This is a genomic window from Streptomyces sp. NPDC087844 (assembly GCF_044742785.1).
In the GTDB taxonomy this organism is placed as follows: Bacteria; Actinomycetota; Actinomycetes; order Streptomycetales; family Streptomycetaceae; genus Streptomyces.
Window position 1 is genome coordinate 67,566 of sequence record NZ_JBIUVD010000011.1, and the last position, 12,754, is coordinate 80,319.

Consider the following 12,754-nt stretch of genomic DNA (forward strand, 5'->3'; position numbering starts at 1 on the left):
TCCGGCACCTCACTGTGCGACAGGGGAGAGGGAGCTAAAACTCGGCAGTTCTGTTGGGAGGGGATGTAAGTCCCTCATATGCCCCGCTGTCAATACTTTGTTAAGACATCATTTCACGGTGACGTGAGAATGTAAGTACAAAGTCTTGACATGGCTCGGCCTCCGGTCTTACACCTAGGACACACCGGTCCCCCGCCTCCCGCACCCCCACGAGCCCGCATCCACACGAGGAGCGACGCGTATGAGCGAGTCCTTCGACCTGATCACCATGGGTCGCATCGGGGTCGACCTCTACCCTCTGCAGACCGGCGTACCGCTCGCACGCGTCGAGACCTTCGGCAAGTTCCTCGGCGGTTCGGCGGCCAACGTGGCGGTCGCCGCGGCACGCCTCGGGCGTGCGACGGCGATCGTCAGCCGTACCGGTGATGATCCGTTCGGAGCCTATCTCCACCAGGCCCTCAAGGAGTTCGGGGTCGACGACCGCTGGGTCACCCCGGTCGCGGAGTACCCGACACCGGTCACGTTCTGTGAGATCTTCCCGCCCGACGACTTCCCGCTGTACTTCTACCGGCAGCCCAAGGCGCCGGACCTGGTGATCCACACCGACGAGCTGGACTTCTTCGCGCTGCGGGCGGCCAAGATCTTCTGGATCACCGGCACCGGACTGAGCGAGGAGCCCAGCCGCTCGGCCACCCTCGCCGCCCTCAAGGCCCGCGACAAGGCCGGCATCACCGTCTTCGACCTCGACTGGCGCCCCATGTTCTGGGGCGGTGACACCAGCGGCTCCCGCCGCGGGCCCGACGAGGCCCGCCGGTACTACGCCGAAGCCCTGCGGCACGCCACGGTCGCCGTCGGCAACCTCGACGAGTGCGAGATCGCCACCGGCGTCCGCGAACCGCGGGCCTGCGCCGACGCCCTCCTCGAAGCCGGCGTGGAGCTGGCCGTCGTCAAGCAGGGCCCCAAGGGCGTCCTCGCCGTCCACCGCGACGGCACCACCGCCGAGGTGCCGCCCGTGACCGTCGAGGTGGTCAACGGCCTCGGCGCGGGCGACGCGTTCGGCGGCGCGCTCTGCCACGGCCTGCTGGCCGGCTGGGAACTGGAGAAGACGATGCGGTACGCCAACGCGGCCGGCGCCCTGGTCGCCTCCCGCCTCGCCTGCTCCTCCGCGATGCCGACCGCCGCCGAGGTCGAGGAACTCGTCACCTCACGCGGCTGAACGTCCCGCGGCCGACACCGCACCACCCCGAACGGAGCCAGACCTTGAGCATCACCATCCCCGACCTCGTCAGGGTGCGTGTCCAGCACCCCGAGGCCGTGGCCGAAGCGGCCGCCCGCCGCAGCCGGCGACCCCTCGTCGGCGACAGCGGCCGCCTCATGATCGTGGCCGCCGACCACCCGGCCCGCGGCGCGCTCGGCGTCGGCGACCGCAAGCTGGCCATGGCCAACCGCGCCGACCTGCTGGAACGCCTGTGCACCGCGCTGTCCCGGCCGGGCGTGGACGGGGTGCTCGCCACCGCCGACATCCTGGACGACCTCCTGCTGCTCGGCGCGCTGGAGAACAAGGTCGTCATGGGCTCCATGAACCGCGGCGGCCTGGCAGGCGCCGCCTTCGAGATGGACGACCGCTTCACCGGCCACCGCGCCGAGGACATCGAGCGGCTGAACTTCGACGCGGGCAAGCTGCTGCTGCGCATCGACTACGACGACCCCGGCTCGCTGACCACGCTGGAGTCCACCGCCCGCGCGGTCGACGACATGGCCGCGCGCCGACTGCCCGTGTTCGTCGAGCCGTTCATCTCCCGCCGCGTCCAGGGCAAGGTGCGGAACGACCTCTCCGCCGAGGCCGTCACCCGCTCCATCGCCATCGCCTCCGGCCTCGGCGGCACCTCCGCCTACACCTGGCTGAAACTGCCCGTCACCAGCGACCCGGACGACATGGCCGCGGCCCTGGAGACCTCCACCCTGCCTGCCGTCCTGCTCGGCGGCGAGGTCGGCGGGGACCAGGAGGGCGCGTACGAGAAGTGGCGCAAGTGCCTGCGGCTGCCCACCGTCCAGGGGCTGGTCGCCGGCCGCTCCCTGCTCTATCCCGCCGAGGGCACCGTGGAGACCGCGGTGGACACCGCGGTCGGCCTGCTCTGACCGGAGACCAGCTCGTTCTGACCGGAGACCGGAAGGACCACTCATGACCAGCGCACACCACCTGCCCGCGGGCCGGGCCGCGAGCGGCCCGTACGCCGTGGACGTGACCCCGGAGAGCGCGGGCTGGGACCACTCCAGTCTCCGGGTCCTCGAACTGCCCCCGGGTGGGACGCACCTGTTCACCGCGGGGGACAGCGAGTGGATCGTCACCTCGCTCGGCGGTGGCTGCACGGTCGCCGTCACCGACGACTTCGGCCAGGACGAGTTCGAGGTGCACGGCCGCGCGGACGTGTTCAGCGGCGTCAGCGACTTCGTCTATGTGCCCAGGGACGCGACCGCCGCCCTCGTCTCCCACCAGGGCGGCCGCTTCGCCCTCACCGGAGCCCGCTGCGAGCGCCGCCTGCCGGCCCGCTACGGGCCCGCCGACGCCGTGCCCGTGGAGCTGCGCGGCAGCGGCAACTGCTCCCGCAGGGTCCACAACTTCGGCGCGGCCGGGGTCTTCGAGTGCGACAAGCTCATCGCGGTCGAGGTGATCACCCCGGGCGGCAACTGGTCCTCGTACCCGCCGCACAAGCACGACGAGAACCGGCCCGGCGAGGAGTCCGAGCTGGAGGAGATCTACTACTTCGAGATCGCCGACCACCAGGGCACCCCCGGCCTCGGCTACCAGCGCGTCTCGCCGTCCGGCCACGGCAGCGGCACGGACGTGCTCGCCGAGGTGCGCGGTGGAGACGTCGTCCTGATCCCGGACGGCTGGCACGGCCCCTCGATCGCCTCGCCAGGACACGACATGTACTACCTCAACGTGATGGCGGGCCCCGGCGCCGACCGGGCCTGGCTGATCCGCGACCACCCCGACCACGCCTGGATCCGCGACACCTGGCCGGATCAGCCCGTCGACCCCCGGCTGACCCCCTGACCTCCTGGACCCCCGCCCTCTCGCCCCGCCACCTCCGCATCCCAGTGAGGAACCGATGAGCCGCTCCACCCTCCGTCTGACCGTCGCCCAGGCACTGGTGCGTTTCCTGGCCGTCCAGTACACCGAACGCGACGGCGAACGGCACCGGCTGATCGCCGGTACCTGGGGGATCTTCGGCCACGGCAACGTGGCAGGCCTCGGCCAGGCGCTCCTGGAGGCCGGCGAGGAGACCATGCCCTTCCACCAGGGCCGCAACGAACAGGCCATGGTGCACGCCGCCGTCGGGTACGCCCGTCAGCTCGACCGGCTCTCCGCGCAGGCCGTCACCACCTCCATCGGCCCCGGCGCCACCAACCTCGTCACGGGCGCGGCCCTCGCCACGGTCAACCGCCTGCCCGTGCTGCTCCTGCCCGGCGACTACTTCGCGACCCGCGTCGCCGACCCGCTGCTCCAGCAGCTGGAGCACCCGGTCGAGGCCGACCTGTCCGTCAACGACACCCTGCGCCCGGTCTCCCGCTACTTCGACCGGATCCACCGCCCCGAGGCGCTGATCTCCTCCGCCCTCAACGCGATGCGGGTGCTCGCCGACCCCGTCGACACCGGCGCCGTCACCCTCGCCCTGCCGCAGGACGTGCAGGCCGAGGCGTACGACTGGCCCGAGGAGTTCTTCGCCGAGCGGATCTGGCACGTCCGCCGCCCGGCGCCCGAACCGGCCGAGCTGGCCGCCGCGGTGCAGGCCGTACGCGGCTCCCGGCGCCCCCTGATCGTCGCGGGCGGCGGCGTCCACCACAGCGAGGCCGAGCAGGCGCTCAAGGCGTTCGTGGAGGCCACCGGCATCCCGGTCGCGTCCACCCAGGCCGGCAAGGGCTCACTGCGGTACGACCACCCGGCGGACGTCGGCGGCGTCGGCCACACCGGCACCGCGGTCGCCGACGACCTGGCCCGCACCGCCGACCTGGTCATCGGCGTCGGCACCCGCTACTCGGACTTCACCACCGCCTCCGCCACGCTCTTCCAGGAGCCGGGCGTCCGGTTCGTCAACCTCAACGTCGCCGCCTTCGACGCGCACAAGCTGAGCGCGCGGACCCTGGTCGCCGACGCCCGCACGGGCCTCGAAGCCCTCACCGAAGCACTCGCCGGCCACCGCGTGGACGAGGCGTACGAGGCCGAGTACCGCGCGGGCAAGGAGCGCTGGGAGCAGGTCGTCGACTCCGTCTACCGGGCCGACGACGAGCACGCCGTCCCCACCCAGACCCAGGTCCTGGGCGCCCTGGACGCGGTGGTCGGCGACGACGACGTGGTGATCAACGCGGCCGGCTCGCTCCCCGGCGACCTGCACAAGCTCTGGCGTGCGCGGAGCCCGCGCCAGTACCACCTGGAGTACGGCTACTCCTGCATGGGCTACGAGATCCCGGCCGGCATCGGCGTCCAGCAGGCCGCCCCGGGCACCCCCGTCTGGTCGCTGGTCGGCGACGGCACGTACCTCATGATGCCGACCGAGATCGTCACGGCCGTCCAGGAAGGGCTGCCCGTCAACCTGGTGCTCATCCAGAACCACGGGTACGCGTCCATCGGCGGCCTCTCCGAGGCGGTGGGCGCCGAGCGCTTCGGCACCGCCTACCGCTACCGGGCCCCCGACGGGACGTTCACCGGCGATCCGCTGCCGGTCGACCTGGCCGCCAACGCCGCCAGCCTCGGCATGGACGTCCTGCGCGCCAGGACCGTGGGCGAACTGCGGGACGCGCTGGCCACCGCCCGCGCCTCCGACCGCCCCACCTGCGTGTACGTCGAGACCGACCCGACGCCCACCTCGCCCGGCGCCGAGGCCTGGTGGGACGTACCGGTCGCCGAGGTCGCCTCCCGCGAGGCCGCGACCAGCGCCCGTACGACGTACGAGCGGCAGGTCGCCGACCGCCGCCGCCACCTCTGATCCCGCCCCTCTCCCCGCTTGCCCCGCTTGCTCCGCTCATGAAAAGGACCGGCACCGTATGCAGAACATCGACCACTGGATCGGCGGGAAGCCCGTCGCGGGTGCCTCCGACCGCTTCGGCCCCGTGTACAACCCCGCCACGGGCGCCCAGGAGAAGCAGGTGCCCTTCGCCTCCGTGGACGAGGTGGACGCCGCCGTCGCCTCCGCGAAGGCCGCCTTCGAGAGCTGGGGCACCGCCTCGCTCGCCAAGCGCACCTCGGTCCTCTTCAAGTACCGCGAGCTGCTCGACGCGCACCGCGACGAGATCGCCGAGCTGATCACCGCCGAACACGGCAAGGTGCACTCCGACGCGCTCGGCGAGATCGCCCGGGGCATGGAGATCGTCGAACTCGCCTGCTCGGTCCCGCAGTTGCTCAAGGGCGAACTGTCCACCCAGGTCTCCACCCGGGTCGACGTCGCCGCGATCCGCCAGCCCCTCGGTGTCGTCGCCGGCATCACGCCGTTCAACTTCCCGGCCATGGTGCCGATGTGGATGTTCCCGCTCGCCATCGCGTGCGGCAACACGTTCGTGCTCAAGCCGAGCGAGAAGGACCCCTCCGCCTCCTACCGGCTGGCCGAGCTGGCCGGTGAGGCCGGACTGCCGGACGGCGTGCTCAACGTCGTCCACGGCGACAAGGCCGCCGTGGACCGCCTCCTCGAACACCCGGACGTCACGGCCGTCTCCTTCGTCGGCTCCACGCCCATCGCCAAGTACATCCAGATCAAGGGCATCGAGCACGGCAAGCGCGTACAGGCCCTCGGCGGCGCCAAGAACCACATGCTCGTCCTGCCCGACGCCGACCTGGACTTCGCCGCCGACCAGGCCATCAGCGCGGCGTACGGCTCGGCCGGCGAGCGCTGCATGGCCGTCTCCGTCGTCGTCGCCGTCGGCGGCACCGGGGACGAACTGGTCGAGAAGATCGCCGAGCGGGCCAAGGGCCTGAAGATCGGCCCCGGCAGCGACCCGGCCTCCGAGATGGGCCCGCTCATCACCCGCGAGCACCGCGACAAGGTCGCCTCGTACGTCGCGGGCGCGGCCGCCCAGGGCGCCGAGGTCGTCGTGGACGGCACCGGCTTCACCGTGCCCGGCCACGAGGACGGCTTCTTCCTCGGTGTCTCGCTCCTCGACAGGGTCCCGGTCACCGCGGACGCCTACCGGGACGAGATCTTCGGCCCGGTGCTGTGCGTGGTCCGCGCCGAGACGTACGACGAGGGCATCGCGCTGATCAACGCCTCCCGCTGGGGCAACGGCACCGCCATCTTCACCCGGGACGGCGGCGCGGCCCGCCGCTTCCAGCTGGAGGTCCAGGCCGGCATGGTCGGCGTCAACGTACCGATCCCCGTCCCCGTCGGCTACCACTCCTTCGGCGGCTGGAAGGACTCCCTCTTCGGCGGCCACCACATCTACGGCAACGACGGCGTCGCCTTCTACACCCAGGGCAAGGTCATCACCACCCGCTGGCCCGACCCGGCCGACAGCGGCGGCATCAACCTCGGCTTCCCGAGCCATTCCTGACGCTCCGACGAAGCCACGCGCGCACGTACATCCGAAGGAAGGGGCACGAGTGGCAGAGACCGGAACCACACGTCCGGCCACCGCCGGGGCCTTCGACCGGCTGGAGGTCGCCCTGGACCGGGGCAGCCCGATCCCGCTCTACTACCAGCTCGCCCAGCAGCTGGAATCGGCGATCGAGCACGGGGCGCTCGCCCCGGGCGACCTGCTGGGCAACGAGGTGGACATCGCCGCGCGGCTCGGCCTGTCCCGGCCCACCGTCCGCCAGGCCATCCAGTCCCTCGTGGAGAAGGGCCTGCTGGTACGCCGCAGGGGCATCGGTACCCAGGTGGTGCACAGCCAGGTCAGACGCCCGCTGGAACTGAGCAGCCTGTACGACGACCTGGCCGCCGCCGGGCAGAGCCCCGGCACCCGGGTGCTGCGCAACGAGATCGAGTCGGCCTCGGCGGAGGTCGCCGCGGCCCTCGGCATCCCCGAGGGCCGCGACGTCATCGTGCTCGAACGGCTGCGCACCACCCACGGCGAACCCGTGGCCCACCTCCGCAACCACCTGCCCGCCACCCTCCTCGGCCTGGACACCGGGAGACTTGAGGCGACCGGCCTCTACCGGCTGATGAAGTCCGCCGGCATCACCCTGCACAGCGCCCACCAGACCGTGGGCGCCCGAAGCGCCACCGCGGCGGAGGGCGTACTGCTCGACGAGCCCGCCGGGGCGGCGCTGCTCACCATGCGACGCACGGCCTACGACGACACCGGGCGGGCCGTGGAGTACGGGACCCACGTCTACCGGGCGGCCCGCTACACCTTCGACTTCCAGTTGCTCGTCCGCCCCTGATCGGGTGCGTCCGCCGGGCTCACCAGCCCTCCGCGGCGGTACGTTGGGCCCGTGCGACGCGGGTGCACCGGCCGTGGCGCGGGAAGACCACTCCCAGCGACGGAGAGGGTCAGGGTGTCGACGAGCGAGGAGAGCGGCGTGGCGGCGCGTCGGTTCGACGTGGCGGACGCCGCGGTGGTGCTGCTGGACGCCCGCGTGGCGGTGTCCGGCTGGACCGCGGACGCCGAACGGCTGTTCGGCTACCGAAGCGCCGAGGCCGTGGGCCGTTCCGTGGCGGACCTGCTCATGCCCGAGGACGCCGCGCGCCTGCCCGACCTGGCCCGCCGGTGCGTGCGGGACGGCCGCTGGACCGGACTCCTCGCGGTGCGCCATCGGGACGGCCACCCGGTCGTCGCCACCGTACGGGTGCTGCCCGCCGTGGAGGCCGCGGACGGCCCGCCCCGCTGGGTGGCCCTGGCCGCCGACACCGCGGGCACCCCGGGCTGGGGCATGAGCCGCGGGGTGCTGGAGCGGATGGCCGCCCACTCGCCGATCGGCATCGCCATCGTCGACACCGACCTGCGGTTCGTGTGGTCGAACACCGCCCTGGAACAGTTCGGCGGCGGACCCGGGCACGAGCGCATCGGCAAACGGCTCGCGGACATACAGCCAGGACTGGACGCCGCCGCCCTGGAAGCGGTGATGCGCCAGGTCCTGGAGACCGGTGCGACCGTCGCGGGCTACGAGCACGTCGGCACGGTGCGCTCGACACCGCACCGGGAGACCGCCCACGCCATGTCCTTCACCCGGCTCGACGACGACCAGGGCACCCCGCTCGGCGTGTACTACACCGTCGTGGACGTCACTGAGCGCTACCGGGCCCGCGCGCGCCTCACCCTGCTGGACCTGGCGGGCAAGAGCATCGGCCGCACCCTGGACGTCACCCGCACCGCCCAGGAACTGGCCGACATCGCGGTACCGGGACTCGCCGACCTCGTCACCGTCGACCTGCTGGAGACCGTCCTGGAAGGCGGTGAGCCGGCGCCCGGACCGACGGGCGGACCCCTGAGCGGGCCGGACGCGGTGCCGCTGCGCCGGGCCGGTCACCGGTCGGTCGACGACCAGGGCCCGGAGACCTCCGTCGGGATCGGCCAGGCGGCCCGGTACCGCGCCGACGCACCCCCGATCACCGCCCTGACCGGCGGCGCGTCCTGGATCGAGGAGCGCCTCGACCCACTGGCCGGGGCGTGGACCGCCGACCCGCCCCAGGACGGGGCCGCCGCCTTCCCAGGCCCCGGACCGCACACCGCGATGATCGTGCCCGTCCGGGCCCGCGGCACCACGCTCGGCATCACCACGTTCTTCCGCAGCCGCCGCGAGGAGCCCTTCGACCACGACGACCTGGGCCTCGCCGAGGAGTTCGTGGCCCGCGCCGCCCTGTGCCTCGACAACGCCCGCCGCTACACCCGCGAACGCGACGCGGCGCTGGTCCTGCAACGTCATCTGCTGCCGCACCGGCTGCCCGAACAGGACGCGATGGAGGTCGCCGCCTGCTACCGGCCGGCCGACGAGCTGACGGGCCTCGGCGGGGACTGGTTCGACGTCATCCCGCTGTCGGGCGCCCGGGTCGCGCTCGTGGTGGGTGACGTCGTCGGGCACGGCATCGAGGCCGCCGCCGCCATGGGCCGGCTGCGCGCCGCCGTACAGACCCTCGCCGACCTGGACCTGCCGCCCGAGGAAGTACTGGCCCACCTCGACGACCTGGTCGACCGCGCCGGACAGGAGGACGACCCGGGGACGGCACCCCGCGCCGACGGGGTCCGCGCGAAGGGCGCCAGCTGCCTGTACGCCGTGTACGACCCGGTCGGCGGCCGGCTGTCGATGGCCGCCGCGGGCCACGGCCTGCCCGCCGTCGTCACCCCGGACGGCACGGTGGACTTCCCCGAACTGCCGCGGGGGCCCGAGCTCGGCGTCGGCGGACCGCCCTTCGAGTCGGTCGAGCTGCGGCTCGCGGAAGGCAGTGTGCTCGCCCTGGGCACCGATGGGCTGCTCGCCGCCGAGGGGCCCGCGGCCCGACGGGACGCCGCCGCCGACCGGGAACGGCTGCGCCAGGTACTCGAACGGCAGGGCCCCGGCCTGGACGACCGCTGCCGCGCCGTGGTCGACGCCCTGGTCCCCGCGCGCCCGCCGGACGACGTGGTGCTGCTGATGGCCCGCGCGCGCCGCCTGCCGGCGGACCGGACGGTGTCCTGGGAGCTGCCCGGCGACCCGGCCTCCGTCGCCGAGGTCCGCAAGCGCACCTCGCGCCAACTGTGCGAATGGGGCCTCGACGACCTGACGTTCACGACCGAACTCGTCGTCAGCGAGCTCTTCACCAACGCGATCCGGCACGCGGACGGCCCCATCAGGCTGCGGCTGATCATGTCGAGGAGTCTGGTCTGCGAGGTGTGGGACGCCAGCCCCACGGCCCCGCACCTGCGCCATCCGAAGACGACCGACGAGGGAGGCCGCGGCCTCTTCCTGGTCTCCCGGTGCACGCAGCGCTGGGGGACCCGCTACACCCAGGACGGCAAGATCATCTGGACGGAACAGTCCCTGGCAGGACCGACGTTCTGAGTCATACTTTCCACCGCCCCGGTGCTGCCTAACGGACCGTCAAGTCATCTCTGCCGCATAGTGCGTCCGGAGGGCGAACCAGGACGGCCGCCCGCGCGCCCCGCGGTTCACCTCCTCGTGCCCGCACCCAACGAGGAGTGACGCCTCATGTCCGACCCTGTCTCCCGGCGGCCCGTGTCCCGGCGGTCCGTCCTGCGCCTGCTGGGCGGCGCGACCGCCGTGGCCCTCGCCGCGACCACCGGCAGTCCCGCGCCCGCCCGGGCGGCCGTACGGGAGCGGGCCGCCGGTCCCCGCGTCAAGGGCCTGCTCGCCCGGCTCACCCTGGACGAGAAGGTCTCCCTGCTGCACGGCGCCACCGACCCGAAGTCCCTCGGCCAGGCCGGCTACGTGCCCGGCGTGGCACGGCTCGGCATCCCGCCCCTGCGCCTCGCCGACGGCCCCGCCGGAGTCCGCGTCGAGCGGCGCGCCACCGCCCTGCCCGCGCCGGTCCTGCTCGCCTCGGCCTTCGACCCCGCCCTGGCCCGCCGCTACGGCCGGGTCATCGGCCACGAGGGCCGCGCGCTCGGCCAGGACGTGCTGCTCTCCCCGATGGTCAACCTCGTCCGCACCCCGTACGCGGGACGCAACTTCGAGACCTTCAGCGAGGACCCGCTGCTCTCCGCCGACCTCGTCGCCGAGGAGATCAAGGGCATCCAGGGCGAAGGACTCATCGCGACCGTCAAGCACTACGCGATGAACAACCAGGAGAAGGACCGCGAGACCGTCGACGTCCGGGTCGACGAGCAGACCCTCAACGAGGTCGAACTGCGCGGCTTCGAGGCCGCCGTCGGGGCCGGCGCCCGCGCGGCCATGGGCGCCTACAACAAGGTCAACGGCGTCTACGCCTGCGAGAACAAGGAACTCCTCACCGGGATCCTGCGGGAGCGCTGGGGCTTCGAGGGCTGGGTGATGACCGACTGGTACGCCGCCCACAGCACCGTCGCCTCGCTCACCGCGGGCCTCGACATGGAGATGCCGAACGGCAGATATTTCGGCGCCGCCCTGAAGAAGGCGGTCCGGGACGGCAGCGTCTCCGAGGAGTACGTCGACCGGTCCGTACGCCGCGTCCTGACCGCGATGGACGACTTCGGCCTCCTCGACGGCAGCGCCCCGCCCCGCCCGCGCCGGGACCCGGCGGCGGGCGCGGCCGTCGCCCTGGAGGTCGCCAAGGCGGGCGCCACCCTCCTGCACAACAAGAACGCCACTCTGCCCCTCACCGGTGAGGCCGCCCGCAGCGTCGCCGTCGTCGGCCCCACCGGCTCCCTCCCGTTCGTCAGCGGCGGCGGCAGCGCCCATGTGGTCCCCGACCACGCCGACAGCCCACTGGACGCCATCAGGTCCCGCGCGGGCAAGGGCGCCCGGGTCTCGTACGCACTGGGCGAGGACCTCTTCGGCAAACCCCTGCCGGAGAACGCGCTCTCGGCGGGCATCACCCCCGAGGCCCAGCGGATCGCCGCCGGGAAGACCTGGACGTACGACGGAACGCTCACCGTCGAGGACGCCGACGAGTGGACCTTCGTCATCCACTACTCCGGTACGCGGCCCAGGGTGCTCCTGGACGGAACGGAACTCTTCCCCGTCGTGGCCGGGCTCGCCGAGCAGTTCGCCGGCGGACTGGTGTCGGCCGCCCCCGACGGCCTGGCGGTACGGCGCAGGACCGTCGATCTCACCCCGGGCGGGCACCGGATCGAGATCACCGCGAAGGGCGGGGACGCGGGGCAGACGTTCAGGCTGCGGCGCGTCACCGGCGCGACCCGCGCCCAGGACGTGGCCGAGGCGGTGCGGACCGCGTCCGCCGCGCACAGCGTCGTCCTCTTCGCCTACGAGGACGCCACCGAGAACCAGGACCGCACGACCCTCGCGCTCCCCGGCCACCAGCCGCGCCTGATCGAGGCGGTGACCGCGGCGAACCCGCGCACCACCGTCGTCCTCAACACCTCCTCCTCGACCGCGATGCCCTGGCTGGAGCGCACCGCCGCCGTGCTGCAGATGTACTACCCGGGCCAGGAGGGCGCGGCGGCCACCGCCGCCGTCCTGTTCGGCGACTGCGACCCCGGCGGACGCCTCACCCAGTCCTTTCCGGCCGACGACGAGAGCCACCCGGTCGCCGGCGAACCACGCCGCTACCCGGGTGTGAGCGGCGTCGAGGAGTACTCCGAGGGCATCCACGCCGGCTACCGCTGGTACGACGCCAAGGGCGTACGGCCGCTGTTCCCGTTCGGACACGGACTCTCGTACACCTCCTTCGCCTACGAGGACCTCGCGGTGGAACGGACCGGGGACGGGCTGGACGTCGCCTTCACCGTGCGGAACACGGGGCGGCGGGACGGCATCGACATCCCGCAGGTCTACGTGGGCCCCTCGCCGGACCTCCGCGTCGAACGGGCGGTACGCGTGCTGAGCGGCTACCGGCGGCTCGGGCTGAAGGCGGGGGAGTCCCGCAGGATCACCGTGCGCGTCGACGAACGCACGCTCTCCTCGTGGGACCCGCGCCGGCCCGGCTGGACGCTCGGCACCGGGCGGCGAACCGTATGGGTCGGGGCATCGTCGCGTGATCTGCGGCTCCGTACGGCGGTGGCCGTATGAGAGCCCGACGGGCCGTCGGGCGGGGGGCGTGAACCGGTAGGCTTCCCGGCGTGGGCGCGGGGGGCGCGCCCCCCCGGCCCCGCCCCGCCCCCGGGGGTAGGGGGGTAACGGCCGTTGAAGTCCAGGGAATGGTCTATAACCTGGCAGCGGTCACCAAAA

The 12,754-nt window shown here is 72.9% G+C and carries 8 protein-coding genes; all 8 read left to right on the forward strand.

Features of this window, described 5'->3' with window-relative positions:
• The first annotated feature begins 241 nt into the window (after positions 1–241).
• The 8 genes from iolC to ACIOKD_RS22245 all read left to right on the forward strand — a co-directional run bounded on the left by iolC (position 242) and on the right by ACIOKD_RS22245 (position 12,595).
• Positions 242–1,216 (forward strand): 5-dehydro-2-deoxygluconokinase, encoded by a 975-nt coding sequence (gene iolC, locus ACIOKD_RS22210; RefSeq protein WP_402086580.1) that lies wholly within the window; start codon positions 242–244, stop codon positions 1,214–1,216.
• A gap of 44 nt (positions 1,217–1,260) precedes the next feature.
• Positions 1,261–2,139 (forward strand): deoxyribose-phosphate aldolase, encoded by an 879-nt coding sequence (locus ACIOKD_RS22215; RefSeq protein WP_402086582.1) that lies wholly within the window; start codon positions 1,261–1,263, stop codon positions 2,137–2,139.
• 43 nt (positions 2,140–2,182) lie between these two features.
• Complete coding sequence (gene iolB / locus ACIOKD_RS22220; protein WP_402086585.1) at positions 2,183–3,058, forward strand: 5-deoxy-glucuronate isomerase; 876 nt, start codon at positions 2,183–2,185, stop codon at positions 3,056–3,058.
• A gap of 55 nt (positions 3,059–3,113) precedes the next feature.
• Positions 3,114–4,988, forward strand: coding sequence for a 3D-(3,5/4)-trihydroxycyclohexane-1,2-dione acylhydrolase (decyclizing) (gene iolD / locus ACIOKD_RS22225; RefSeq protein ID WP_402086589.1), 1,875 nt, complete (start codon positions 3,114–3,116; stop codon positions 4,986–4,988).
• 58 nt (positions 4,989–5,046) lie between these two features.
• Positions 5,047–6,543, forward strand: coding sequence for a CoA-acylating methylmalonate-semialdehyde dehydrogenase (locus ACIOKD_RS22230; protein ID WP_402086591.1), 1,497 nt, complete (start codon positions 5,047–5,049; stop codon positions 6,541–6,543).
• 49 nt (positions 6,544–6,592) lie between these two features.
• Complete coding sequence (locus tag ACIOKD_RS22235) at positions 6,593–7,375, forward strand: GntR family transcriptional regulator (RefSeq protein WP_402086594.1); 783 nt, start codon at positions 6,593–6,595, stop codon at positions 7,373–7,375.
• Between the two features lie 114 nt (positions 7,376–7,489).
• Positions 7,490–9,970, forward strand: coding sequence for a SpoIIE family protein phosphatase (locus ACIOKD_RS22240; RefSeq protein ID WP_402086597.1), 2,481 nt, complete (start codon positions 7,490–7,492; stop codon positions 9,968–9,970).
• 147 nt (positions 9,971–10,117) lie between these two features.
• Complete coding sequence (locus tag ACIOKD_RS22245; RefSeq protein ID WP_402086600.1) at positions 10,118–12,595, forward strand: beta-glucosidase; 2,478 nt, start codon at positions 10,118–10,120, stop codon at positions 12,593–12,595.
• Positions 12,596–12,754 lie beyond the last annotated feature (159 nt).

What these genes read in the sequence shown, in the direction of transcription:
- iolD (WP_402086589.1), top strand. Translation starts at nt 3,114, where the DNA reads ATGAGCCGCTCCACCCTCCGTCTGACCGTCGCCCAGGCACTGGTGCGT.
- iolC (WP_402086580.1), top strand. Translation starts at nt 242, where the DNA reads ATGAGCGAGTCCTTCGACCTGATCACCATGGGTCGCATCGGGGTCGAC.
- ACIOKD_RS22245 (WP_402086600.1), top strand. Translation starts at nt 10,118, where the DNA reads ATGTCCGACCCTGTCTCCCGGCGGCCCGTGTCCCGGCGGTCCGTCCTG.
- iolB (WP_402086585.1), top strand. Translation starts at nt 2,183, where the DNA reads ATGACCAGCGCACACCACCTGCCCGCGGGCCGGGCCGCGAGCGGCCCG.
- ACIOKD_RS22230 (WP_402086591.1), top strand. Translation starts at nt 5,047, where the DNA reads ATGCAGAACATCGACCACTGGATCGGCGGGAAGCCCGTCGCGGGTGCC.